Origin of the sequence: Streptomyces sp. 2323.1 (assembly GCF_900221035.1) — a bacterium.
GTDB classification, from domain to species: domain Bacteria; phylum Actinomycetota; class Actinomycetes; order Streptomycetales; family Streptomycetaceae; genus Streptomyces; species Streptomyces sioyaensis.
Genome location: NZ_LT907981.1, coordinates 6997729 through 7020289 on the forward strand (window position 1 = coordinate 6997729; position 22561 = coordinate 7020289).

23 protein-coding genes are annotated in these 22561 nt (G+C 70.0%); 12 read left to right on the forward strand and 11 right to left on the reverse strand.

Annotated features, from left to right (window positions below; all coding sequences use genetic code 11):
* Positions 1-825, reverse strand: coding sequence for an MOSC domain-containing protein (locus tag CPH93_RS30225; RefSeq protein ID WP_093482094.1), 825 nt, complete (start codon positions 823-825; stop codon positions 1-3).
* Between the two features lie 47 nt (positions 826-872).
* Positions 873-1322 carry a DUF6643 family protein gene (locus CPH93_RS30230; protein WP_093482093.1) on the reverse strand — a complete coding sequence of 150 codons (450 nt, stop codon included), beginning with the start codon at positions 1320-1322 and terminating at the stop codon, positions 873-875.
* A gap of 237 nt (positions 1323-1559) precedes the next feature.
* Here CPH93_RS30230 and CPH93_RS30235 point away from each other — a divergent pair, with 237 nt between their 5' ends.
* Positions 1560-2972 (forward strand): TerD family protein, encoded by a 1413-nt coding sequence (locus CPH93_RS30235; RefSeq protein WP_096214649.1) that lies wholly within the window; start codon positions 1560-1562, stop codon positions 2970-2972.
* 21 nt (positions 2973-2993) lie between these two features.
* Here the strand turns inward: CPH93_RS30235 and CPH93_RS30240 are convergent, their stop codons facing one another.
* Entirely contained in the window at positions 2994-4142 is a 1149-nt protein-coding gene (locus CPH93_RS30240; protein WP_173910024.1) for a glycosyltransferase, read from the reverse strand.
* 179 nt (positions 4143-4321) lie between these two features.
* Here CPH93_RS30240 and CPH93_RS30245 point away from each other — a divergent pair, with 179 nt between their 5' ends.
* From CPH93_RS30245 to CPH93_RS30255, 3 genes are all read left to right on the forward strand, one after another.
* Entirely contained in the window at positions 4322-5170 is an 849-nt protein-coding gene (locus CPH93_RS30245) for a glutamate racemase (RefSeq protein ID WP_096214651.1), read from the forward strand.
* Between the two features lie 94 nt (positions 5171-5264).
* Positions 5265-5882 carry a hypothetical protein gene (locus CPH93_RS30250; RefSeq protein ID WP_096215652.1) on the forward strand — a complete coding sequence of 206 codons (618 nt, stop codon included), beginning with the start codon at positions 5265-5267 and terminating at the stop codon, positions 5880-5882.
* A 77-nt stretch (positions 5883-5959) separates the two neighbouring features.
* Positions 5960-6457: an NUDIX hydrolase gene (locus tag CPH93_RS30255; protein WP_096214652.1), complete on the forward strand. Its 498-nt coding sequence runs from the start codon at positions 5960-5962 to the stop codon at positions 6455-6457.
* Between the two features lie 132 nt (positions 6458-6589).
* On the opposite strand, the gene CPH93_RS30260 is transcribed toward CPH93_RS30255, so the two are convergent.
* Positions 6590-7123 carry a hypothetical protein gene (locus CPH93_RS30260; RefSeq protein WP_093482088.1) on the reverse strand — a complete coding sequence of 178 codons (534 nt, stop codon included), beginning with the start codon at positions 7121-7123 and terminating at the stop codon, positions 6590-6592.
* A gap of 244 nt (positions 7124-7367) precedes the next feature.
* Here CPH93_RS30260 and CPH93_RS30265 point away from each other — a divergent pair, with 244 nt between their 5' ends.
* On the forward strand, positions 7368-7562 hold the full coding sequence (locus CPH93_RS30265; RefSeq protein ID WP_040901637.1) for a CsbD family protein: 195 nt from the start codon (positions 7368-7370) through the stop codon (positions 7560-7562).
* A 279-nt stretch (positions 7563-7841) separates the two neighbouring features.
* On the opposite strand, the gene CPH93_RS30270 is transcribed toward CPH93_RS30265, so the two are convergent.
* From CPH93_RS30270 to CPH93_RS30280, 3 genes are read right to left on the reverse strand one after another with little or no spacing between them, the layout of a single operon-like run.
* On the reverse strand, positions 7842-9695 hold the full coding sequence (locus CPH93_RS30270; protein WP_096214653.1) for a thiamine pyrophosphate-binding protein: 1854 nt from the start codon (positions 9693-9695) through the stop codon (positions 7842-7844).
* Entirely contained in the window at positions 9692-11797 is a 2106-nt protein-coding gene (locus CPH93_RS30275) for a flavin monoamine oxidase family protein (RefSeq protein ID WP_096214654.1), read from the reverse strand. Before CPH93_RS30275 ends, CPH93_RS30270 begins: the two co-directional genes overlap by 4 nt.
* Before the next feature lie 55 nt (positions 11798-11852).
* On the reverse strand, positions 11853-12131 hold the full coding sequence (locus tag CPH93_RS30280) for a hypothetical protein (RefSeq protein ID WP_093482084.1): 279 nt from the start codon (positions 12129-12131) through the stop codon (positions 11853-11855).
* Between the two features lie 564 nt (positions 12132-12695).
* Between CPH93_RS30280 and CPH93_RS30285 the strand changes: the two genes are divergently transcribed.
* On the forward strand, positions 12696-14165 hold the full coding sequence (locus CPH93_RS30285; protein ID WP_093482083.1) for an MDR family MFS transporter: 1470 nt from the start codon (positions 12696-12698) through the stop codon (positions 14163-14165).
* A 222-nt stretch (positions 14166-14387) separates the two neighbouring features.
* Here the strand turns inward: CPH93_RS30285 and CPH93_RS30290 are convergent, their stop codons facing one another.
* On the reverse strand, positions 14388-15122 hold the full coding sequence (locus CPH93_RS30290; protein WP_093482082.1) for an SDR family oxidoreductase: 735 nt from the start codon (positions 15120-15122) through the stop codon (positions 14388-14390).
* Positions 15119-15268, reverse strand: coding sequence for an Atu4866 domain-containing protein (locus CPH93_RS30295; RefSeq protein WP_107452754.1), 150 nt, complete (start codon positions 15266-15268; stop codon positions 15119-15121). The genes CPH93_RS30290 and CPH93_RS30295 overlap by 4 nt, the downstream gene beginning before the upstream one ends.
* Positions 15269-15312: 44 nt before the next feature.
* On the opposite strand from CPH93_RS30295, the gene CPH93_RS30300 reads away from it, so the two are divergent.
* The 3 genes from CPH93_RS30300 (at position 15313) to CPH93_RS30310 (ending at position 17430) form a co-directional block, all read left to right on the forward strand.
* Positions 15313-16155, forward strand: coding sequence for a helix-turn-helix transcriptional regulator (locus tag CPH93_RS30300; RefSeq protein ID WP_162501015.1), 843 nt, complete (start codon positions 15313-15315; stop codon positions 16153-16155).
* A 233-nt stretch (positions 16156-16388) separates the two neighbouring features.
* The gene (locus CPH93_RS30305) at positions 16389-16847 is read left to right on the forward strand and encodes an SRPBCC family protein (RefSeq protein WP_093482080.1); all 459 of its coding nucleotides are present in this window, start codon (positions 16389-16391) and stop codon (positions 16845-16847) included.
* A 310-nt stretch (positions 16848-17157) separates the two neighbouring features.
* Positions 17158-17430: a DUF3761 domain-containing protein gene (locus CPH93_RS30310; protein ID WP_093482079.1), complete on the forward strand. Its 273-nt coding sequence runs from the start codon at positions 17158-17160 to the stop codon at positions 17428-17430.
* A 102-nt stretch (positions 17431-17532) separates the two neighbouring features.
* Here CPH93_RS30310 and CPH93_RS30315 read toward each other — a convergent pair whose 3' ends face one another.
* Positions 17533-17718 (reverse strand): hypothetical protein, encoded by a 186-nt coding sequence (locus CPH93_RS30315; protein WP_093482078.1) that lies wholly within the window; start codon positions 17716-17718, stop codon positions 17533-17535.
* A 297-nt stretch (positions 17719-18015) separates the two neighbouring features.
* Here CPH93_RS30315 and CPH93_RS30320 point away from each other — a divergent pair, with 297 nt between their 5' ends.
* Entirely contained in the window at positions 18016-18843 is an 828-nt protein-coding gene (locus tag CPH93_RS30320) for a hypothetical protein (protein ID WP_096214656.1), read from the forward strand.
* Positions 18840-19523: a class F sortase gene (locus CPH93_RS30325; RefSeq protein ID WP_096214657.1), complete on the forward strand. Its 684-nt coding sequence runs from the start codon at positions 18840-18842 to the stop codon at positions 19521-19523. The genes CPH93_RS30320 and CPH93_RS30325 overlap by 4 nt, the downstream gene beginning before the upstream one ends.
* A gap of 104 nt (positions 19524-19627) precedes the next feature.
* On the opposite strand, the gene CPH93_RS30330 is transcribed toward CPH93_RS30325, so the two are convergent.
* Complete coding sequence (locus CPH93_RS30330; protein WP_093648599.1) at positions 19628-20260, reverse strand: hypothetical protein; 633 nt, start codon at positions 20258-20260, stop codon at positions 19628-19630.
* A 1030-nt stretch (positions 20261-21290) separates the two neighbouring features.
* Between CPH93_RS30330 and CPH93_RS30335 the strand changes: the two genes are divergently transcribed.
* Positions 21291-22100 (forward strand): phytanoyl-CoA dioxygenase family protein, encoded by an 810-nt coding sequence (locus CPH93_RS30335; protein WP_093482074.1) that lies wholly within the window; start codon positions 21291-21293, stop codon positions 22098-22100.
* The last annotated feature ends 461 nt before the right edge of the window (positions 22101-22561 follow it).

Genomic DNA, 22561 nt, shown 5'->3' on the forward strand with positions numbered 1-22561 from the left:
TCAGCCGAGTATCTCGAACGGGTCGCCGATACGGATCGTGCCGACCCCGCGCGGTATCAGATTCTGGCCGAAGACCAGCCGGTCACCGAAGCGGCGGTGGCGCGCGAGGGTGCGCAGCGGCTCCTTGCCGCGCTCGGCGGTGCGCTGGTCGGTGGTGGTGACCACGCAGCGGGCGCAGGGCTTGGCGACCTGGAAGTCCACCTCGCCGATGCGGACCCGCCGCCAGTCGTCCTCCGCCCAGGGAGCGGTGCCGTCCACCACCACATTGGGCCGGAAGCGGTCCATGGGCAGCGGCCCCTCGTCGGCATGGTCGCCCTGCGCGATGAGGGAGTTGAGGGCGTCCAGCGAAGAGCTGGTGGTCAGCAGCAGCGGGAAGCCGTCGGCGAAGCTGACCGTGTCACCGGGCGTGCAGAAATCCGGCGCGATCGGGCGGCGCTTCTCCGGGGCGTCGAGATACATCAGCCGGCACTCGACGCCCAGATACCCGCGAAACCACTCGGCCGCCGCCGGATCCGCGGGCACCGCCTCGACCTCGTCCTTCCAGACCTCCACCGGGAGCGTCTCCCCGGACGCGGGCACCTCGACCGTCAACGGCTGCCGTCCGGGCGCGGTGAGGCGCAGCGCGCCACCCGGCAGCTCCTGGGCATGCGCCAATGCCAGGGCCGGCTGCTGCCGTTGGGTGAGCTGCCTGCGCTCGGCATCGACCAGCAGCCAGCGTCGGTCCCCGGCGAGCCCCCAGGGCTCCACGACCGCCTCACCGGGACCGGACCCCGCAATGGACTTGACCGGGTAGAGATGGATCGAACGCAGCGCAGGCTTCGGCATACGATCCATCCTGCCAGCCGCCTCGGACAGTTGACCGATCGGCCAGGTCAGTACCCCCGCGGATACTGGCGGCCGTAGGGGTCGTCGTAGGGCGAGGCAGGCCGCGGCGCCACCGGAGCGGCCGGCCGCATCGCCTCGTACCCCGTGCCCATGGGCGGGCGCGGGGGCTGCTGCTGTTGCGGGGACGGATAGCCGCGGACGCCCGCCTGCTGCGGGATGTACGGCGCCGGCGCCTGCTGCAGCGGGGCGACCGGCTGTGCGGCCGCGCCCGGGTAGCCCTGCAGGGGCGACGGCTGGGAGGGCGCCGCCGGCAGCGCCGGAAGTGCCGGCAACGCGGGCGCATAGGACGCGCCCGTGTCGTAAGGGGACGGGTTCACCCGGATCGGGGCGATCTGCGGCGTGCCGCGTTCTGCGACGAGGCTGTCGTAGATCGGGGTGTCCGGGAAGGAAGGCGAAGCGTAGTAGCCGCCGCCATAGGTAGAGCGGGGGGAGGTCATGCTTCATAAGTTAAGCCCACGATGTGCCGATTGGGGAGTCTGGAAAGAGGGTTGTTTTACGTGTTCGGAGTGGCTGCGGAGCGCCAATGCGAGCGAACTTGTGGAAATCGGTCGCGATCGCCCGTAGGGATCGTGTAAAGACCCCGCTCCTCGCAGGTGAACAAGGGGCGTTCGGAACGGTTCGGGCCAAGTAGGTTGGGTGGCGCCACCACCGGCGGACGAGAGGAAGGCGCGGCGATGTCGATGCTCAAGGGCAGCAATGTTCCGGTCCCGGCCGCGGCAGTCCGGGTGGAGCTGGGGTGGCAGGCCGCCCCGGGGACGCCGGACGTGGACGCCTCCGCGCTGCTGCTGGTGTCCGGAAAGGTCCGCGACGACGGCGACTTCGTCTTCTACAACCAGGCCGCACACCGCTCCGGCGCCGTACGCCACGAGGGCAAGCGCCCGGCCGGCGGCGCGCTGACCGACAGCCTCACCGTCGAGCTGGCCGCCGTCGAACCCGCCGTGGACACGGTGGTGCTCGCCGCCTCCGCCCACGACGGCACCTTCGGGAGCGTCCCCGGGCTGCACATCCGGGTGCTGGACGCCGCGGGCGGTGCCGAGCTCGCCCGCTTCGACAGCCAGGACGCCGGCCCCGAGACCGCCTTCGTGCTCGGCGAGCTCTACCGCCGCCAGGGCGCCTGGAAGTTCCGCGCGGTGGGGCAGGGCTACGACACCGGTCTCGCCGGTCTGGCCACCGACTTCGGCATCAGCGTCGAGGAGCCCGCGGCGCCGCAGCCGCCGCCCGCCCCGGCTCCCGCCGTTCCGCCGCCCGCCCCGGCCGTGCCGACGCCGCCGCCCGCCGCGCCCCCGGCCATGGCGCCCGCGCCTCCCATGGCGCCGCCTCCCGTGCCGCCCGCGCCCCCCGTGCCGACGGGACAGCCGGTGACGTCCGTCCCGCCCCCGACGGGGCAGCCCGCCCCCGCCCCGGTGCCCCCGGCCGTCCGGCTGACCAAGGTGACGCTCACGAAGGCGGCGCCCGCCGTCTCGCTGACGAAGCAGGGCGGCACCTCCGGGGCGATGCGGGTGAACCTCAACTGGAGCAGCGGCACGGTCGGCAAGCGGCTGGGCAAGACCCTCGGCCGCAAGGCCATGCAGGCCATGGGCGCCCGCGGTGCGCTGCTGCCCCCGTCCGGTGAGCTCGACCTCGACCTGTGCGCGCTGTACGAACTCACCGACGGCGCCGCCGGTGTGATCCATCCGCTCGGCAACAACTTCGGCGCCCTGCACGCCCCGCCGTACATCCAGCTCGACGGCGACGACCGCACCGGCGCCGTCACGGCCGGCGAGAACCTAATCATCAACCTCGACCATCAGGCCCGGATCAAGCGCATCCTGATCTTCGTCACCGTCTACGCGGGCGCCCGCAGCTTCGAGGGCCTGAACGCGACGGTCACCCTCCAGCCCCAGTACGGCGCCCCGGTCGACTTCTCGCTCGACGCCTGCACGGTGCCCTCCAACGTCTGCGCGCTGGCCCTGATCACGAACACCGGCAGCGAACTCGTCGTCCAGCGCGAGGCCCGCTACCTCGTGCCCGCGCCCGGCGTCAGCCCGCAGCGGACCGTCGACCAGGCCTACGGCTGGGGCCTGGACTGGTCACCGGCCAGGAAGTGACCGGGGCACCGGGGGCGCCGCTCAGGGCTTCGGGTACGTCCGGCCCTTCCATGCCGCGCCGCGCCCCCGGTGGTGCTGCACCGCCGAGTCCACCGTCATCAGCAAATACAGCAGCGCGGTGAACGGCAGCAGCGGAGCCGTCCACCACGGCTGCCCGTAATGGCGCAGCATCGGCAGATACGTCCCGCACATCACCGCCCAGGCCGCCCCGCCCAGCGCGGCCGTCGCCGGATCGCCACCGGCCGCCCCGGCCACCAGCGCGCCGGGCGGCACGAGGTACACCAGCGTCAGGCCGAGCACCGTGCCGAGCAAAAGCAGCGGTTGGTGCCGCAGTTGGGCGTACGCGCTGCGCGAGACCATCCGCCACAGATCGGCCCGCCGCGGATACGGCCGCACGCTGGCCACCCGGTCCGCCAGCCCCAGCCAGATCCTCCCGCCGGAGCGCTTGACCGCACGGGCCAGCGTCACATCGTCGATCACCGCATGCCGGATCGTCTCCGGGATGCCCGCCCGCTCCGCGGCCTCCCGTCGCAGCAGTACACAGCCGCCGGCCGCCGCCGCGGTCCGCGCCCCGGGACGGTTGACCCACCGGAAGGGATACAGCTGCCCGAAGAAGTACACGAACGCCGGGACGATCAGCCGCTCCCAGCGCGTCACCACCCGCAGCCGCGCCATCTGCGACACCAGATCCAGCTCCGCCGACCGGGCCGCCGCCACCAACTCCCGCAGACTGTCCGGTTCGTGTGCGATGTCCGCGTCGGTCAGCAGCAGATACTCCGGGTCCACGCGCTCGTGCGCCAGCGCCATGCCGTGCCGCAGTGCCCACAGCTTCCCCGTCCACCCCGGCCCGGGCTCGCCGGGCGCGGACACCGTCAGCGGCAGTCCGCCCCGCGCGGCCGCCAGCTCCCGGGCGAGCGCGCCGGTCCCGTCCGTACTGCCGTCGTCGACCAGGAACACCTCCGCCCGGCCCGGGTACTTCTGCCCGAGCAGCGACGGCAGGCTGTCCGGCAGCACCGCGGCCTCGTCCCGCGCCGGGACCACGACCGCGACCGACGGCCAGCGCTCCGGATCCCGGCGGGCCGGCAGCCGGACGTCCGTCCGCCAGAAGAAGCCCTGCCCCAGCAGCAGCCACACCCAGGCCAGCAGCGACCCGGCACCGATCCACTCCATCGCTCCCACGGCACCGCAGTCTGCCGCACCGCACCCCGCGCACAGCGGCGATCGGCACGGAGCCCCCGGCGTGGCGCCACGGCAGGAGCGGCCGGAACGCCATGGTCCGCCCGCGGCGGGCAGCCGCGGGTCCCCGCCCGGTATGACAAGACGGACGCCCGGCTGAGTAAAGTGTCCGGGTGAAGATCGCGCTGATGGACTCCGGGAATGGGCTGCTCGCGGCGGCCGCCGCCATGCGGCGACTGCGGCCGGACGCGGATCTGGTGCTCTCCAGCGACCCCGACGGCATGCCGTGGGGGCCCCGTACCCCCGATGACGTCACCGCCCATGCGCTGGCGGTGGCCCGCGCCGCGGCCGCGCACCGGCCCGACGCCCTGATCGTCGCCTGCAACACCGCCTCGGTGCACGCCCTGCCGGCCCTCCGCGCCGCGCTCGAACCCGGCATCCCGGTCATCGGCACCGTCCCGGCCATCAAGCCCGCCGCGGCCGGCGGCGGCCCGGTCGCCATCTGGGCCACCCCCGCCACCACCGGCAGCCCCTACCAGCGGGATCTGATCGACCGGTTCGGGCAGGGCGTGGACGTCACCGGCGTGCCCTGCCCGGGGCTCGCCGACGCGGTCCAGGAGGCCGACGAGGCCGCCATCGACGCCGCCATCGCGGTGGCCGCGCAGCGCACCCCCCGGGACGTACGCGCCGTGGTCCTGGGCTGCACCCACTACGAGCTGGTCGCCGAGCGCATCCGTGCCGCCGTCCAGCAGCCCGGCGCCCCCGCACTCGTGCTGCACGGCTCCGCCGAGGCGGTCGCCGCCCAGGCGCTGCGCCGTATAGGAGCCGAGCCGGCGCCGGCCGCCGCCCCGACCGGCACCCTCGGCGTGATCCTCAGCGGCCGCCCCTCGGCTCTCCCGGCCGCGGCGCTCGTCTACGCCGAGGGCCGGCTGCTCGCCCGAAGCCGTACGGACGACGCCGCGGGGTCGCCGCCGGACGCTGCGACGCAGGCCGACGGGGCCGCCACCACCGCCCGCCGCTGACGCCGGACGCGACGTCGCGCGCCCCGCAAACCGGGCCGTGAACGACGCGTCCGATGCGCTGCCCCTGGGTGCAAAGACGCGTACGCTGCGTCTCATGAGGGACCACCCCCACGAGGGGGCAGCCGCCCCCGAGAGCCATGACCCGACCGACGGCGCCGACGGCCCGGCGCGCCCCGTCGGCGGATCCCACGCGGAGCTCCCCGAGGTCTGGCACGGCAGCGCCACCAACCGCATCCAGTGGCTGCTGGCCGCGATCGGCGCGGCCTGTCTGGCCCTGGGCATCGAACTCGCCGTCGACAGCAACTGGACCTCCGGCCTGGCGCCCCTGGTGATGTCGGTGGTCGGCTGTGTCGCGGCCGGCCTGCTGGTGCTCTTCGGCACGCTCGCCTTCGTCCATGTCGCGGTGCGCGTCGACAAGGAGTGCCTGGAAGTACGGTGCGGCCATATAGGGGTGCCGCGCCGCCGGATCCCCCTCGACACCGTCGTCGGCGCCGACTTCACCCCGCAGGTCACGCCCCGCCACTGGGGCGGCTGGGGCTACCGCTGGCGCCCCGAACAGGGCACGGCCGTGGTCGTCCGCCGCGGCGAGGGCGTGGTGCTCCGGCTCGGCGACGGGCGCACCTTCACCATCACCGTCGATGACGCGGAGGTCGCGGTGCGGGTGATCCGCGGCCGGCTCCGTCCGCGCAAGGGGTCTCCGGCGGGTGCCTGAGCGGGGCACGGGCGGGCGGATGCGGCAGGTGCACATCACGTCAGGAGCCCTTGGGGGATCTCCCGTAGGGTCGGAGGATGGCAACTCCCGAATTCATCCGTGACCTGCGGACCTCCATCGGCCGGCAGCTGCTGTGGCTGCCCGGGGTCAGCGCGGTGGTCTTCGACGACCGGGGCCGCGTCCTCCTGGGCAAGCGGGTCGACACCGGCGGCTGGTCGGTGATCGGCGGCATCCCCGAGCCCGGCGAGCAGCCGGCCGAGACCGCGGTACGCGAGGTCTACGAGGAGACCGCGGTGCGGGTCGTCCCCGAGAGCGTGGTCCTCATCGAGACCATGCCGCCCACCCACTACCCCAACGGGGACGTCTGCCAGTTCATGGACGTGACGCTGCGCTGCCGGGCGATCGGCGGTGAGGCGAGGGTCAACGACGACGAGTCGCTGGAGGTGGGCTGGTTCGCGGTGGACGCCCTCCCGGAGCTCAAGGAGTACGCGCTGACCCGCATCAAGCGGGCGCTGGAGGCGGGCCCGACGTGGTTCCAGGGGATGGGGGAGGAGCCGCCGGCGGAGCAGCCCTGACCCTGAGGACTCGCCGCGGGCGATCAGGGTGTTCTCCGGGGCGCTGCGGGTTTCCCGGGCCGGGAGCGCCGCGGGCCTCCCGGGGCCGGACCGGCTCCTGAAGCCCCGTGCAAGCACGCGGCCGGACCGCCCCTACAGCTCCTCCGTCGACGGCTCGTCCATCGGGTCGGAGGGCTCCTCGGGAAGGGTGGGCAGCTGCGAGCCGTCCGGGACGTCCGGCTCGCCGGGCTGCGTGTGCCGACCGGTCGGCTCCTCCGTGTGCATCTCCCGCTTGTCCTTGCGGCAGGTCGTGACCCAGGTGCCCGTGGGACCGCTCTCGTACTGACAGAGCCAGCCCCGTACGGCGAGGGTGCCCCGGTCGTCCTCGGCCTCCCGCGGCGCCCGCACGAAGAACTCGGACATCACCTTGCGGGCCTCCGCGCAGCCCACCGTGCCACCGGCCGCGGCATCCGCGAAGAGCGTGACATCGCCTTCCGGGCCCAGCGCGTCGGCGAGCTCGCCGCAGTCCACCGGCTGTCCGGGGACGGTCGGGGACGCCGAGCCCCGGCCGCCCGGCCCGCTGCCCGTGGCGGACGGCGCCGTGGGCGTCGCCTCGCCGGCGTCCTCCCCGCAGCCCGCGGCGGCAAGGGCGAGCAGCACAGTCGGCACGGTGATGAGCCTCCGCATGTCGGACTCCCTTGGACTCCCTTGTGGCGGCGGTGCGCAGACGGCAGGCCGCGTCGTACGACGCTAGGGGGCCGCGGGGAGCCCGGCGAACCGGGACGACCGATCGGGTGACCCCATGAGCGACGGCGCACGGCCCGCGGCCGGATGGCGGTTCCCACCGGTAGCCGCCTCCGGGTGCGCGCCGCCACGACCTGCGGCAGCGTGGTGGCGAAGCTTTCCCCTCCCCCACATGAAGGAGTTCGACATGGGTGGCAAAGGTGCCATGGACAAGATGAAGGGCAAGGCCAAGCAGAAGGCCGGCAAGGCCATGGGCGACGAGCGCCTGAAGGGCGAAGGCCGCGCGGACGAGGCCAAGGGCAGGGCCAAGGGCGCGATGGGCGACGCCCGGGAGAACCTCCAGGGGATGAAGGACTCCCTGAAGGGCAAGGGCCGCTCCTGACGCCCGGCGTGGGCGTGGCGGACCCGCAGCCCCGTCTCCCGGAGCCGTCCCCGGCCCGCCACGCCCCCGCCGTACATCAGGTTCCTCAGGCCCCCGTGGACGGTAGGGCCGAGGATGCCCCCCGCCACGCCACATAGAGCTCCCGTCAGGCATGCCTGACGGGACCTCTGTGTGGAACAGCCGTCCGGCTTCCCGGGGCCCGTGGCAAGGAGGGCGGGGACCACGCAACCGGCTTGAGCGGCGCAACCGGCCCACCGGCAGGGTCCCCGCCGTCGGGCCTCAGTCGGGGCACTTCTCCTTGATCTTGTATGTCATGGCCTTGGGGTAGTCGTGGCGGGCGAGCTTGATCTGGGCCAGGGTCGGTCCGGCGTTGAGGGTGTCCTCCGGGTCGGCGATGCGGTTCAGCAGGGTGGCCAGCTGCCCGTGGTGGTGGATCTGCTCGCCGGTCATCGGGGTCTTCTCCGATCCGAACACCTCGGCCAGGCGGTCGTAGTTCCAGGGGTGGAGGACGTTGTAGAAGTCCGCGCCGTCCGACGTCCGGCCCTTGAAATAACAGGGGTTGACCAGCATCTGCTCGATGCCGTAGAAACCCTCGTTGTCCAGCACGAAGATCACGGGATTGAGCAACTGGCGGACGTGCGTGGCGAGTTCCTGGCAGGTCTCCTGGAACGATCCGTCGCCGACGAACACCAGCGGGCGCTTGTTCCGCTGCTTCCTGGCGAGGGCGATCCCGGTGGTGGCGCCGACCGAGTAGCCGATGGACAGCCAGCTGTTCTGCGCGATGTACGAGGCGCGTTCGGGCATGCGCAGGTTCATCGAGCCGATCAGGGCGAACGCGGCGTCCGAGATCACGGTGTAGGGGGTGGTGGCGCCGGTGCCCGAGCCCGTGGTCTGCTCCTGGAGGAACGCGCTGATGTGCTCGAAGAAGCTGTCGTAGGTCACCGGCAGGTCCGCCGGCTGGTCCGAGGAGCTGAGGCCGGACAGGTAGGCGTCCGTGCTCGCCGGTACGTCGCGGCCCTGGTCGTGGGCGAGCGCGAAGGCATCGGCGGCCAGACCGCGGTGGCCGAAGCGTTCCCTCAGGGCCCTTTCCAGCTCCTCGATGAAGTGCGCGAGCTGGACGCTGGGGAAGTACCTGGCGCCGACGCTGACGCCGTCGCGTACGGCGACCGCCCAGTCGTCGCCGAGTGCCTGCTCGCCGCCGAGGTTCTTCGATGTCGACCAGGTGCCCAGGCCGATCCGGCAGCCGTGTGCCTTGAAGGTCTCGCGCACCTTGGGATCGCTGGCCTTTCCGTTGTAGACGCCGGAGAAGCCCCGGGTGTTCTCGGAGACGACGGACTTGGCGCCGATGGTGGTGCAGAACGGGATCCCGGTGTTCTCCACCAGTGCGGTGAACTTTCCTTCCAGCCGCTGGCGTTCGATCTCCTCACCTGCCCACAGGATGGGTGTGCCGTGGCGGTCGATCAGCTCCACCGTGGCCTCGACCGCCGCCCGGCACATCTCCTCGTTGCGGGTGGTGTACGGGCGCACCCGGCGTTCGATCGTGCCCTTCGGTTCGGGGCAGGGCGCCTTCCAGACATCGTCCATGATCTCGAGGTAGACCGGCCGGCGCTCGGACACGCACGCGGTGAGCGCGGTGTCGATCTGGACGGGGGCCAGCGCGGCGTTGGAGACCACCTGGGCATCGACGGTGACCTGGCGGTAGACGTCGAGATTGCTCTCGCGGCGCTGGCTCATATGGGAGGTGAGCAGGCCGATCGCCTGGTAGTTGAGCCACTGCTCGTAGGACGGGGCCGCGTTGATGGCGACCAGCGGTACGTGCTCGACGTAGGCGCCGCCGATGGGGTTGAGGAGATTGAAGGAGCCCACGCTGTAGGTGACGGCGACCGCGCCGATGGAGGCTTTGTCCGGCTCGGCGTCGGCGGTTTTGGCGCGCGCGTAGGCGTCGGCGGCGTAGCCGGCGCCCACCTCGGTGGGGGTACCGACCCACTGCACGTCGGTGGTGTCCTGCATGATCGACAGGAACGGTCCGAGGTGGTCGCCGGGCACCCCGAACAGATGGGTGACACCGAGCTGTTGGAGGCGGGTGGCGAGGTAGCGGCCCACGTTCCACGCGCCGGGGGTGGTGTGCGTCATGACGTCAGAACCTCCTGCGGACGGGCGGCTGCTGCGGGTTCCATGGCGGCGAGGTCGGCCGGCCGTGCCGTCTCGTGGACCGCGATGGCGGCGGCCACGGCGGTCTCCACCGCGCCCTCGATCCAGGCGTGCTTGAGGGAGATGTGTTCACCGGCGAAGTGGACCGGTCCCTCCGGCAGCATCGCGTCCAGATGGAAGCTGGTCATCTGGTGCGGGGTGTAGACGGCGGCCTCGCCGAAGGCGTACGGATCGCGCAGCCAGCTCTGCGTCCGGCCGTGGAAGGTGTAGAACGCCTCGATACGGCGGCCATGGAGGGTCTGGAGGTTGCGCAGCGCGTAGATGTACCGCTCGTCGTCGTCCATGGAGTCCCAGCGCGCCGCGTCGTCCGACCAGCTGTAACTGGCCAGGACCACGCCGCCCTCGCTGCCGGGGACGGGATGGGAGGGGTGGTACATGAAGCGGTTGGGGTTGTCGGTGGTGGAGCCGCCGCCGAAGACATGGCTGGCTTCCCGGACCGGTGCCTGGTGCAGCGACCAGTTGCGGTAGTGCTTCAGCTGTGCCTCGCTGACCTCGGTGTCCGCCACCCCGCTGAGGAGGCCGAGCGGCCCGTGCGGGGCGTTGCGCAGGTGTTCCGGCATGGCCCCTGCGGCCTCGGCCTCGTCCTCGCCCTGCTGCTGGTACCACTGGTACAGGTCGTCGCCGAGCTCCCGCTTCCAGTCCTCCTCGGTGAACTCCCACCAGCGGCGGGAGAATTCGAGCAGCACCTTGGTGGCCTGGTCGTAGTGGGTCTCGATGATGGCGCGGCGCTTCTTGTACGAGAACGGCGGGTTCACCTGGACGAACCGGAGGCTGGAGAAGGGGACGGTGACGATGGCCAGGTCGCCTTCCCAGGTGCGCGGCGGGGCCTGGGGGTCCTGCTCGCTCACCGTGTCGATCTCCACCCGGTGCACCAACGACTGGGTGACCCGGCTGGTGGCGTCGTCGCTCCAGGGGTCCAGGTATTCCAGGCGGGTCATCCGCTGGCCCATCTGGATGTTGTCCTTCAGGCCGTCCGCGAGCCGGTAGGGGAGTTTCCAGCTGCCGCCGTCGATCTCCCAGTAGGTGACATTGGGGTTGATGTCGCTGCGTCCCAGGAAGGTGTGGAAGAAGGCCAGATGGAGGCGGGAGGTCATGTTCTCGATGGTGCCGATGGCCTCGATCGCCTCGTCGCTGAAGCCCGCGTACTCGCGGAGGAAGCGGCCCATCGAGTAGCCGTCGAAGTCCCGGATGACCCTGGCCCAGCCGTCCAGCCACTCCTCGAACGGTTTGTTCTCGCGCTCGCCGTTGGCCTTGAGCACGGAGTAGTAGTTCCGGACCGGTTCCAGGGCCTGGTGGACCAGTTGGGACACCTGCGTACACGCCTCGCTGCCGGAGAGGTTGAAACCCTCGTTGACGGGGCGTGGATTGCGAGCGTAGTCCCTCCTGCGCACCTGGACGCGGTTGGTGCGGATCCAGGTGCGGTTGGCCTTGTCCGGGGCCTTGAACGCGGGGCTCTCGTTCCCGTGGTGCCACTTCTCGTTGTTCTTGAAGGAGTGGTAGACGACCGGGGGGACAGGCACGTTCTCGCAGCCGGTGCCCGGTTCGATGTCGACGTTGTAGAACAGCCTTCGCGTCAGGCCGAGTTTGTCGACGAGGGCCAGGGCGAGCGGGTGGAAGTCCGGAATCCGCATCGCCCCGGCCTCGGCGTACTGCTTCTCGTCCCAGAACGCGGGCTTCTTCGGGTCCTCGGTACGGAAGGTCTTCAGCCTGCCGCCCACCCGGTTGGCGTTGGCTTCCAGGATGGTCACCTCGTGGCCGGCGTTCTTCAGCAGATGGCCGGCGACCAGACCGGCGATGCCCGCGCCGACGATCAGCACACGCTTGCGCTCGGCGGCGGTGGCCGGTGGCAGGCCGTTGTCGATCAGCGTCTTGAGATAGCGCAGCTTGAGGTCTTCGTCGTTCGGCCCGATCAGCAGCAGGGCGCGGGCGAGCTGCCGGTGGAGTTCCGAGGGGGGTTCGGGTTCGGGGCGGTGGCCGTTGCTCGATGGGGGGACGGCGGGGACGGTGTGGGGGCTGGTGTCCATGCGCTGCTTCCTAGACGGGGGTGGGGGAGGTCGGATGAACCGGATGAAGGGCCCGTCAGCTTCTGGGCAGTGGATCGCCCGCGGCGAGGTGGCGGAGCGTGGTGAGGGAGGGGGTGAAGGCGTAGACCATGCCCTTGGTGGTGACGAAGTGCGCCATGTTCGCGATATCGCCCTTCGGACCGCGGTCGAGCAACTGCATATAGCGGAACGCCATGTGGTCCTTGTTGAACGCGGCCAGGACGTTTCCCTGGATCTCCCGCGACGTACGCAGCGGAGGGACGGGCAGTTGCTCCATCGCGGGCGCCGACTCGGGGCGCACCCGGGTTGTGGTCATGCGGGAACTCCTCGCGGGTGGGGCACCGGGGGGGGGGAACACGGTGGCAGGGCGTGGCGCTACAGAACGTAGCCAGAGAAGGCGTGCATACCTTTTGCGAATATTCCGGACATACCGGAAACTCTCAAACGGTCGTGCGCCAGTCGAGCGGCCGCGGCGCCCGCTCGGACCGCCCGCTCCTGCCACTGCCGCGTATCTCTGACGGCAACGGCAACCGTTCACGTGGATGCAGTGGCGGCCGACGGTTCCCCCGCATCGGGTGGCCACCGGCCGAGAGTGCCCGAGCGGGCACCCCGCCGTGCGGAGAGCACCCTTCGCGACCTGCAGGTCCCGGCGTCGTGGCAGGCGTCGATGAAGCGCGGGGCCGTCGGCCCCGGCGTCGTCGGCGGATCCCCTCGTGAGCAGGCGGAAATTCGGGTGAGATCGGCGCAACGATGCGAAAGACTCGCGCCGACCGATGAGTTTGACGAGCCATGCCGGTCTCTTCCCACCACCACCCACGTTCGTGCCGACAGCCCTTGGCTGCGAGGCGACTGTGACCAGGAACCCCAGCGAGGTGCTGCCATGTCAGCGGTAATGCAAGAACGACCGGCCGTGCAGGCGGGCCGCATACCGACCGTGGTGCGGCTGCTGGTGCTGGCCACGTTCGTGGTGGTCCTGAACGAGACGATCTTGATCAACGCTATTCCGCGGTTGATGGACTCGTTGCGCATCACCCAGCAGTCGGCGCAGTGGGTGTCCACCGCGTTCATGCTGACCATGGCCGCTGTGATTCCGATCACCGGCTGGTTTCTGCAGCGGGTCACCACCCGCCAGGCTTACGCCCTCGCGATGGGCGTGTTCCTCGCGGGTACCGCTCTGTCGGCCGTCGCGCCATCCTTCGAGGTACTGCTGCTGGGGCGGATCGTGCAGGCCGCAGGTACAGCCGTGATGATGCCCCTGCTGATGACCACGTTGATGATCGTGGTGCCCGAGCACGACCGCGGCCGGGTGATGGGCAACGTCACCCTGGCGATCTCGGTGGCGCCCGCGCTCGGACCTGCCGTGTCCGGGCTGATCCTGCAGGTCGGCTCCTGGCGCATGCTGTTCGTGGTCGTCCTGCCGATCGCGGCTCTGGTGGCCCTGTTCGGGCTGCGCAAGATGGACAACATCGGCGAGCCGCAGGTGAGCTCCATCGACTGGTGGAGTGTCTCCGTCGCGGCGCTCGGCTTCGGCGGTCTGGTGTACGGCCTGAGCCTCCTCGGCGAAACCGGCGGCAGTGTCGGGCTCGGCATCGGCATCGTCATCGCCGGGGTCGCGGCCATCGCGGTGTTCGTGATCCGCCAGCTCAAGCTGCAACGCACCGGCGTGCCCCTGATGGACCTGCGAACCCTCGGGCACCGCACCTACGGCCTTTCCCTGGCCCTCATATCCATCGGCTTCCTGGCGATGCTCGGGTCGATGATTCTTCTGCCGCTGTATCTGCAGAACATGCGCGGACTCAGCCCGCTGGAGACCGGCCTGCTGGTCATGCCGGGTGGTCTGGCCATGGGACTGCTTGGACCGACCGTGGGAAAGCTGTTCGACCGGTTCGGCAGTCGGCCGCTGGTACTGCCCGGCTCGATCGGCATGGTGCTCGCCCTCGTCGGTTTCTCTCAGGTCTCGATGACGATGCCGTACTGGCAAGTGCTGGGACTGCACGCGTTGTTGATGGTGAGCCTGGCGGCAACGTTCACCCCCGTCTTCACGCTGGGAATGGGCGCGCTTCCCCCGCACCTGTACTCCCACGGCAGCTCGATGCTCGCGACGTTGCAGCAAGTCGCCGCAGCGTTCGGGACCGCACTTGTGATGACCGTGATGTCCGCGCGCACCGGGCACCTGGTCGCTGACGGCGTCGCCGCCGGGCCGGCGGCGTTGAGCGGGCTGAAGCTGGCCTTTGGCGTCGCCGCCGCTCTCACCTTGGCGACGATCGTCGTTGCCGCGAAACTGCCGTGCCGGATCGCTGCCGCCGGCGCCCAGGACGGCAGCGCCGCGGACCAGCCCACCGGATCATGAAGGCTGGGGGGCCGGGCACCAGTTCCTTCCGGAACCGCCGCCCGGGCTCCCGGACCGTCTGGGCGGGCGGCCAGGTTCTCCTCTTCACGGCGACGCTCCCCTTCCGTTCTTCTCTTCGGCTCAACTCCGCACGGCTCGTTGGCTGTTGCTGTTCATTGGGCCAAAGGCGGGGGCCGGAACGCCGCTTCGTGACGGTCAATTCGGGTCCTCTGAAGGTGGCGGCTACTGTGCGCTTGCAGCGGGCCGGACCACGATTTCGTTCACGTCGACCTGCGGGGGCTGGACGAGCGCGTACGCGATGGCGTCCGCGACGGCGGAGGCGGGCAGCGCCACGGCGCGGTAGGTCTTCATGGCCTCCCGGGCTTGCGGATCGGAGATGGTGTCGGCGAGTTCGGACTCCGTCACGCCCGGGGAGACGAGGGTGACGCGGATGTCTCCGGCGGATTCCTGGCGCAGTCCTTCGGAGAGGGCGCGGACCGCGAATTTGGTGGCGCAGTAGACGGCTGCGGTCGGCGAGACCTCGTAGGCGCCGACGGAGGCGAGGTGCACGAAGTGGCCGCCGCCCTGTTCCCGCATCACCGGCAGCGCGGCGGCGATCCCATGCAGGACGCCGCGCAGGTTCACGTCGATCATGCGGTCCCACTCGTCGGTCCGTGTCGCCTCCAGCGGAGACAACGGCATCACCCCCGCGTTGCCCACCAGGACATCGATCCGGCCGAACTCGGCGCGAGCGGCGTCGACGAACGCCCGCATGTCCGCCCCGTCGGTGACGTCCAGTCGCCGGAAGGCCGCGGTGCCGCCCTCCTCCGTGATTTCTTCGGCCAGCCGCTTCAGGCGGTCGGTGCGGCGCGCGCCGAGAAGGACCCGGTGTCCGTCGGCTGCCAGCCGGCGGGCGGTCGCCGCACCGATACCGCTGCTCGCGCCGGTGATCGCGACGACCTTGGTGTGCTGCGTCATGCCTGTACCTCCCGGTGGAGGACGAGGTGCTCGTGGGGGAGCACGCCGTCCCTGGTGTCGCCTGTGGCGGCGAAGCCCGTGTCGTGGATGTCGTCGAGTCTGGGCGGCGGCAGAAGGCGCAGCCAGAACAGGCCGTGCCTGGGCATGGCACACCCAGGCACGGCCAAGGGGCGGCCCTTAGCCTGACGAAGTGATGAGCAATGACCTCGGGGACTTCCTGCGCGCGCACCGTGCCCGCCTGCTGCCGGGCGACGTGGGGCTGACGTCCTACGGCCGACGACGGGTGGCGGGCCTGCGACGGGAGGAGGTGGCCGTCCTGGCCGGCATGAACGCCGATTACTACGCCCGCCTGGAACAGGGACGCGAATCCAGCCCCTCTCCGCAGGTCCTCGACGCGATCAGCGGCGCACTGCGTATGGACGAGGAGACCCGCGACCACCTGTACCGGCTGGCGGACACCGTGCCTGCCGGCTTCCGGGCGGACCCGCAGGAGACGGTCAACCCGATGCTGCGGCAGCTACTGGACGGCTTCCCGCACACCCCGGCATTCGTCCTCAACCCGGCCCTGGATCTCCTGGCGGCCAACCCCCTGGCCGACGCGCTGTTCTCGCCGTTCGACCACGCGGACAACCTTGCCCGGATGATCTTCCTCGACCCCGTCGGCCGGCGCTTTTACGCACAGTGGCATCGCGCGGCCGAGGCGACCGTGGCCCACCTGCGCCAGGCCACCGGCCTCGTCCCGCACTACCCCCGCCTGCGCGCCCTCGTACGGACCCTCACGGCGTCGAGTGAGGAATTCGCCGCGCTCTGGACAGCACAGAATGTCAACGGAAAGAACCACGATGCCAAGGAACTCCGCCACCCCGAGGTCGGGGACCTGTCACTCACCTACCAATCTTTCGACGTAAGAGGAGCGCACGCCCAGCAGCTCGTGATGTACCACGCAGAAGCAGGAAGCCCCAGTGCCCAGGCACTCACCCTGCTGGGCACCCTCGACGCCACGCGCCGCCAGGCGCACTCCACGGACCGGTAGCAACGCCTCGGCGCGCTCGGCAACTGCCCAGGCCTCCTTGAGCTTCTGATCACCAGGCGAACCGTCGTAGGCAAGCACGCCAGGACCGGCCGATTGCCGCGGCTGAGCTGCTGCCAGGGCGGAAACCTCGGCGGGCGGGACTACGAAAGCCCGCGGTGGGCACCCGCTGCAATGCGCGAAATACGCGCTACGGGTTCTGTACCCATGAGAGTCGCCACTGAGGAGGCGTACCTATGAGCATGGTGAAGGAGACGGTGAACGTCGACGTCCCGGTCCACACCGCCTACAACCAGTGGACGCAGTTCGAGGAGTTCCCACAGTTCATGGAAGGCGTCGAGAAGATCACCCAGCTCGACGACCTGCACAACCGCTGGACCACCAAGATCGGCGGCGTCCGGAGGGAGTTCGACACCGAAATCGTCGATCAGCTTCCCGACGATCGGATCGCCTGGCGCACCACCAGCGGCGATACCCGGCAGAAGGGCCTCGTCAGCTTCCAGCGCCTGGACGACACGCACACCCGGGTGGAGCTCGTGATGGATGTCGAGCCCAGCGGCGTGGCGGAGACCACCGCGGACATGACGGGTGTCATCGCCCGGCGGGTCAAGGGCGATATGCAGCGCTTCAAGCACTACATCGAGCACCGGGGAACCGAGAGCGGCGCCTGGCGCGGTCGCGTCACGCCGAGCTGACCCAGGCGCCGGCGCTCGCCACCCGGGTGGCGGCGGGCCTTACGCCGCCACCCGGACGCCGGGGGGTCGGCCGGACTCAGTGCGGAGATCGCCCCCCCACCAGGGGAGTCCGAACGCAGCTGGACGCCCCGAACTTTGTCGCGCCGATACCGCAACGGGGCAGTCACCGCGGCACGTTCCCCCCTGACCTGCCCACAATGACCATTTGCTCCCGAAGGTCACACATCCATCACAACTCCTGGATATTCCGGCCCGGCGGTATGTCATCGCGCCAAGCTCAACTCTCCAACCGGAACCACCAGGGGGCATCTTGCTCAACACCCACCGTGCGGCACGCCGTATCCGAAGCGCCTTCGCCGCCGCCGCACTCGCCACTGCGGTGATCGCACCCGTCACCCTCGGCGCCGGCACCGCGCAAGCCGCCACCGTCCACTGCGCGCACCACACCACCGGCACCTGTGGCACCCACGTCAAGCACCCCCGAGGCGTCATGGCCAAGTGCAAGGACGGCACCTGGTCCTACAGCCGCCACTTCTCCGGCACCTGCAGCCGCCACCACGGCGTGCGGTACTGGTTCAAGTAGGCCGACCCGGGGCCCCGTGGCCCCAGCATGCCGATGCCCCGTCCGGTTTCACCGGGCGGGGCATCGGGCCGTTTCCGGCCCTCAGGTGGGAGACGACAGCCCTCAGAACATCGCCCAGAGCAGCCATGCGAGCAGAAGGCACCCGGCTACCACGAGGATGACCACGGCGCCCACGCCCGGGCGCAGCATCCGCTCCTGCTCCGCACGGTGCTCCGTCAGGAAGGCCGCACGGTCTTCCTCGGTACGGGTGCGCACCCAATGCCCGTTGCCAGGGCCGGGGGAGCTCATGGCAACTACCACCTCTCTGGGTCCGACAGGGCGTCTCCCCTCTGCCTGTCCGGTCAAACTCCCGCTGGTCAGCACGCGTCCGGGGGCGTCTGGGCCACCCGCCCGGCGCCGCCCGTCCGGGGTTTTCCGGCGGTCACCAGATTTTTTTCCCACACCACCAATCCGCCAGGGCGGCAGCTCCGAATAACGGCTGATGCCTCGTTGAGGTGTTGCTTCTGCCTCGCTGAGGTGTTGCTTCGAACCCGGACGACGTGCGGTCCCCCCTCCTCCGCGGAGGCCGCCGGAAAAGGAACGAACGTGATAGCCAAGCGCACCAGCCGACTCGCCGTACTCGTTGCTCTGCCTGCCGCCCTGGCCCTCACCGCGGGTGCCTCGTCCCAGGCCGTCGCCGAGGGCAACGGCGCGTACCAGATCAACCTGTCGCAGCTGAACAACTCCGGTTCCAAGGGCACGGCGATGCTCAGCCTCAAGGGCCACGAGCTGACCGTGAAGATCGAGTCCGAGGGGCATGTACCCGGGCAGCCCTCCGCCCAGCACCTCCATGGCTCCACCGACGGCCATGACTTCCACTGCCCGGACCCGAGCGCCGACACCAACGGGGACGGAGTCATCAACAACACCGAAGCCACGGTCGACTACGGCAACATCAACATCTCGCTCACCACCAAGGGGCCCACGGATGCCATGGGCAGTGGCCTCGCCGTCGACCGCATGCCCGTGGCCGACGCGCAGGGGAAGCTCTCCTACGAGCGCACGATCCCCGTCTCCCAGGCGGTGGTCGACCACATCAAGGACCTGCACATCGTGCAGCACGGCATCGACCGCAACAACAACGGGAAGTACGACTTCGACGGCGCCGGCAAGAGCGAACTCGATCCCAAGCTGCCCCAGGAGGCCACCGCCCCGACCAACTGCGGTGAGGTTCAGGGCGCCGCGGTGGGATCCATCCCCGTCGGCGGTGTCGAGACCGGCACCGGGCCCGTCGAGGAGAAGGCGATGCCGGCCGCGATGATCGGTGTCGGAGGAGCGGCCTTCGTGGTGGTGACCGGCGCGCTGGCCCTCGTACGGCGACGGCGGGGCGTGCTCTTCGCGGGGCGCAACCAGAGCAACGGGGGCGCCGCGTGAACCGCTGGAGCCAGGAAACCGTGTGCACCGCAGGCCGCCGGGGGCGCCGGGCCAGCGCATATGTGATCGCCGCGGCGGTGGCGTCCGTGCTGCTTGCCGGGTGCGGGGGACAGGGGGCGGCGCCGCCCCAGTCGGCCCCCGCGGAGCAGCCGGCGCAGGGAGGCGGTCAGTCGTCCCACGGCGGGGCACCCGGGGGAGACACCGGCGCGAAAGCCGCCGCCGCGATGCCGAAGTCGGCCCCGGAACGGCTCTCCATCCCCGCGCTCAAGGTCTCCTCCCCGCTGGAGGCCCTGGGCCAGCACAAGAACGGATCCATGCAGACGCCCCGGGACCCCGCCAAGGCGGGCTGGTACGAGCCGGGGCCGACGCCCGGCTCGCAGGGACCGGCCGTGATCGCCGGTCATGTCACCTGGAACGGCACGCCGGCGGTGTTCCACGCGCTGTCCAAGATGAAGGCCGGTGACGCCATCGACGTCACCCGGCAGGACGGGAGCACGGCGAAGTTCACCGTCGACCGCGTGGCCCAGTACCCGAAGAACAAATTCCCCACGCTCGAGGTGTACAAGAACCTCGACCACGCCGGCCTCCGCCTGATCACCTGCGGCGGCGACTACGACCAGGGCAAGCACTACTACCCCGACAACCTGGTGGTGTTCGCCAGCCTCACGGGCAAGGCGTAACCGCGACCCGCGGTGAACCGGCCGGCGCCCCGGCGCCTCCGCAGCGGCGACCGGGCCGCCGGCTTGCTGCGGAACCGCCCCCGCTCAGGGTGATTGACGCGGTATCAGGACGGCGCTCCCGAGTACCAGTCGAGCATGGCTCGGTACTCGGGAGCGGGCGCGTTGTCGGGGGACAGCCAGTCCTCCGGGCCGCGCCGGTGCTCCCAGGCCAGGTGTCGTTCGCCGATGGCGGCGACGAAATCGGCGGCCAGCCGCCCTGCTTCATGGAGGTCCTGGTCCGGGGATTGCGAGCTGGCGCCGACGATCTGGCCGCGCACCTCCGCTGAGTGGCCGTACCGGAAATTGCCGGTGCCGAGGCGGTGCGGATCGACGTGCACCGCCTCACCGTTGTTGCGGCCCAGGCGGCGGTGGCAGCCGGCCTTCGCGGCCGCGTTCGGCAGGTACTCGTGGCCGCGGTCGCCGATGACGACCACGCCCAGCACCGCGCTGTCGTTCGGTATCCAGGGGCCCGCGGTGGCGTCCATCAGGACGAAGCCCATCATCGGGCGGGGGTAGGCGCCGCGGGGCGCGCGCTCGCCGGCGGCGTGGTTCCGCCAGATGGCGGCCGCGCGCTGGAGCCCCAACTCAAGGAGCAGTGCGTTGAGTTGATCGTCGGTGAGCAGGTACGCGTAGGGGTTCCGGCGGTGTGCCACGCGGACCTTGAGCCCGTCGGGCGAGACGGTCTCGGCGCCTGTCATGCCTTCTCCTTGTGGGACGGACCGGGCCGTTTTTCACCGAGTCACCGAGCTTCGTGCGCGAGGGCAAGGGGTGGCGCTCGGTGACCGGCCCGCTGGGGTGGCTCCCTGCCATGACGGATGTCATTACGGACGTCATGACGGAACTCGTCACTGCGGGCGGTGCGGGGGAGTGGGGGTGTGCGGAGGGAGCGCGTCCACGCTGGGTACTTGTGTGCTCCCAGGCATGGTGTGGTGCGAGTGGTGCCCATGGTGCGAGTGCGGGGGCGGGGTGTCATCAGTGCGCAGGGTCACGTTTAGGGGGTGGCTGGAGCGCGCGGGCAGGGCGCGGCAGGGAAGGCCGCTGATAGCGGGGCGTCTTTCCGCGTACCGGAAACCGGAAAAATTCCTTCCGGTGCTTGATGAAGGTGGTCGGACGGCCGAAACTCGGCTCTTCGGTGAGCGTTATCCAGCCAAACCCGGGTGTGTGGCCGGGGCGGGTCCGGGCGGTCGAGGATGTCGGGAAGCCGTCGTGCGGGCGTACAGGGGGAAATCTTAAGCCGGCCCGGTGGATTGGTTTTTTCCAATCGGGCGAATCGCCCATCAGGCACCACAGTCGAGAGATTTGCTCATCTCGTTCTCCGGGAAAGGGCTCGGGCGGGGGCCGCTTGACTGCCACGAAATCCGTATGCAAAAATTTTCGGCGTTATGAAGATCAACTCGCCGACGGGGGGCCTATTGGGCTGGGTGGGGATCGTTGGGGAATGGCCAGGCCTTCCCGTTGTTGTCAGTTGCTTGGAACGCTAAATTCCGTTTTTGCTCATACTTGCCGGGTGCCCTGTGCCATATGCGTGGCAGGCTCCGGGGTTGTTCCGTATTCTTGCCCCCGATGGGGGCTCACCCTTCGATTGCGGCCATCCGGCCCCAGATGATGTCTTCTTCCGTCCATCAAGATCATTGAAATGGTGATGGGCGCAGTTCCTCTCATGCGCACGCCCCCTGGTCGGATATGTCGGCAAGGCCGGGGGAAACACTCACGAGAATGGGTCTCGCAATGACGCTGAGCACTGATCTCGAACGTACGCAGGTATTCCAGCAGGACGGGTTCGCCTTGACCGGAGAGCTGCTCTCCATGGCCGAGGTGGAAACCTACCGAAATATCTATGACCGGCTCTTGAGTGGTGAGATCGAAAGCGGCGACAAGCGCTCCGATCTCGCTTCCCATGTTCCGCGCCGGGAGGGGGTCCGGGAGAACATCACCCAGATCATGTGGCCCTCGGCGCTCTATGCACCGTTGAAGGATCTGCCGCTGCACTCCCGGGCGTTGACGATGGCGCGCGAACTCATCGGCGACGACGCCGTGCTGGACTTCGACATGCTGATTCACAAGGCGCCGCACACCGGGGTGCCGACCCCGTGGCATCAGGACGCGGCCTACTGGATCGATCTGCCCGACACCCGGGCGGTCTCGATCTGGGTGGCGCTGGACGAGGCCACTTTGGACAACGGCTGCATGTGGTACATCCGGGGTTCGCATCAGAAGCCCATTCGCCCCCACCGGCCGACCAGCGACGGCCGCAACATCGAATGCGACTGCTCCGAGGACGAACCCGGCGCGACTGCGGTGCCGTTGTCGCTCGGCGAGGGAGTCGCCCATGCCGGCGGTACGCTGCATTACTCCCGCGGCAACATCTCGGACCGGACCCGGCGTGCATGGATCCTCAATTACCGCCCCGCCGACATGATTCGGCTGGAGCGGGAGCAGGGTATGGACCACGGCCTTGAGAACAATGAACGCATGGTGCGCAATGCCGATGCGGCCGATGCCGCCGATGTCGTCGATGTGGTCGGTTCCGGCGACTGAGGCGTCGGCGCGCCCGTGCGCCCGTGCGTGAGCTGTGTCCCCACCCGAGTTGTGCCCCCACCCGAGTTGTGGCCCCACTCCACCGTGAGTTCTGACCTCTGTCGGTGAGTGTTGCTCTTCCGGAGATCGCTGCTCACCGGGGTGTGTGAATTCGGCGAAACGACCTTTCCGGAGTCGGCGCAGGAGGCCGGATCCACTCTGAAACGGCCGGAGTTCACATCGTTCCCCGGCTCGCATGCGCCTTGGTTGTGCGTGATTCCCGTGGTCTTGTATTTCCCGGACTGTGGAATCCGCCGTTCCGAACTCCGCGAAGTCGACAACCTTCTCCCCGCCCTCTCCCTTCCCTCACCCCCCCTTTCGCCGCCCCAGTTACTCTTGCGAGGTAGGTCAATGGATCCCCTGAGTCACCCGTCCGCGTCGAATCCGCCCCCGTCGAATCCGGCCACCTCGACGGCGAAACT

What these genes read in the sequence shown, in the direction of transcription:
- CPH93_RS30315 (WP_093482078.1), bottom strand. Translation starts at nt 17,718, where the DNA reads ATGAGCTCCCCCGGCCCTGGCAACGGGCATTGGGTGCGCACCCGTACC.
- CPH93_RS30330 (WP_093648599.1), bottom strand. Translation starts at nt 20,260, where the DNA reads ATGACAGGCGCCGAGACCGTCTCGCCCGACGGGCTCAAGGTCCGCGTG.
- CPH93_RS30295 (WP_107452754.1), bottom strand. Translation starts at nt 15,268, where the DNA reads ATGCCCAGGCACGGCCTGTTCTGGCTGCGCCTTCTGCCGCCGCCCAGA.
- CPH93_RS30255 (WP_096214652.1), top strand. Translation starts at nt 5,960, where the DNA reads ATGGCAACTCCCGAATTCATCCGTGACCTGCGGACCTCCATCGGCCGG.
- CPH93_RS30280 (WP_093482084.1), bottom strand. Translation starts at nt 12,131, where the DNA reads ATGACCACAACCCGGGTGCGCCCCGAGTCGGCGCCCGCGATGGAGCAA.
- CPH93_RS30265 (WP_040901637.1), top strand. Translation starts at nt 7,368, where the DNA reads ATGGGTGGCAAAGGTGCCATGGACAAGATGAAGGGCAAGGCCAAGCAG.
- CPH93_RS30270 (WP_096214653.1), bottom strand. Translation starts at nt 9,695, where the DNA reads ATGACGCACACCACCCCCGGCGCGTGGAACGTGGGCCGCTACCTCGCC.
- CPH93_RS30225 (WP_093482094.1), bottom strand. Translation starts at nt 825, where the DNA reads ATGCCGAAGCCTGCGCTGCGTTCGATCCATCTCTACCCGGTCAAGTCC.
- CPH93_RS30240 (WP_173910024.1), bottom strand. Translation starts at nt 4,142, where the DNA reads ATGGAGTGGATCGGTGCCGGGTCGCTGCTGGCCTGGGTGTGGCTGCTG.
- CPH93_RS30285 (WP_093482083.1), top strand. Translation starts at nt 12,696, where the DNA reads ATGTCAGCGGTAATGCAAGAACGACCGGCCGTGCAGGCGGGCCGCATA.
- CPH93_RS30335 (WP_093482074.1), top strand. Translation starts at nt 21,291, where the DNA reads ATGACGCTGAGCACTGATCTCGAACGTACGCAGGTATTCCAGCAGGAC.
- CPH93_RS30230 (WP_093482093.1), bottom strand. Translation starts at nt 1,322, where the DNA reads ATGACCTCCCCCCGCTCTACCTATGGCGGCGGCTACTACGCTTCGCCT.
- CPH93_RS30250 (WP_096215652.1), top strand. Translation starts at nt 5,265, where the DNA reads ATGAGGGACCACCCCCACGAGGGGGCAGCCGCCCCCGAGAGCCATGAC.
- CPH93_RS30275 (WP_096214654.1), bottom strand. Translation starts at nt 11,797, where the DNA reads ATGGACACCAGCCCCCACACCGTCCCCGCCGTCCCCCCATCGAGCAAC.
- CPH93_RS30235 (WP_096214649.1), top strand. Translation starts at nt 1,560, where the DNA reads ATGTCGATGCTCAAGGGCAGCAATGTTCCGGTCCCGGCCGCGGCAGTC.
- CPH93_RS30305 (WP_093482080.1), top strand. Translation starts at nt 16,389, where the DNA reads ATGAGCATGGTGAAGGAGACGGTGAACGTCGACGTCCCGGTCCACACC.
- CPH93_RS30290 (WP_093482082.1), bottom strand. Translation starts at nt 15,122, where the DNA reads ATGACGCAGCACACCAAGGTCGTCGCGATCACCGGCGCGAGCAGCGGT.
- CPH93_RS30260 (WP_093482088.1), bottom strand. Translation starts at nt 7,123, where the DNA reads ATGCGGAGGCTCATCACCGTGCCGACTGTGCTGCTCGCCCTTGCCGCC.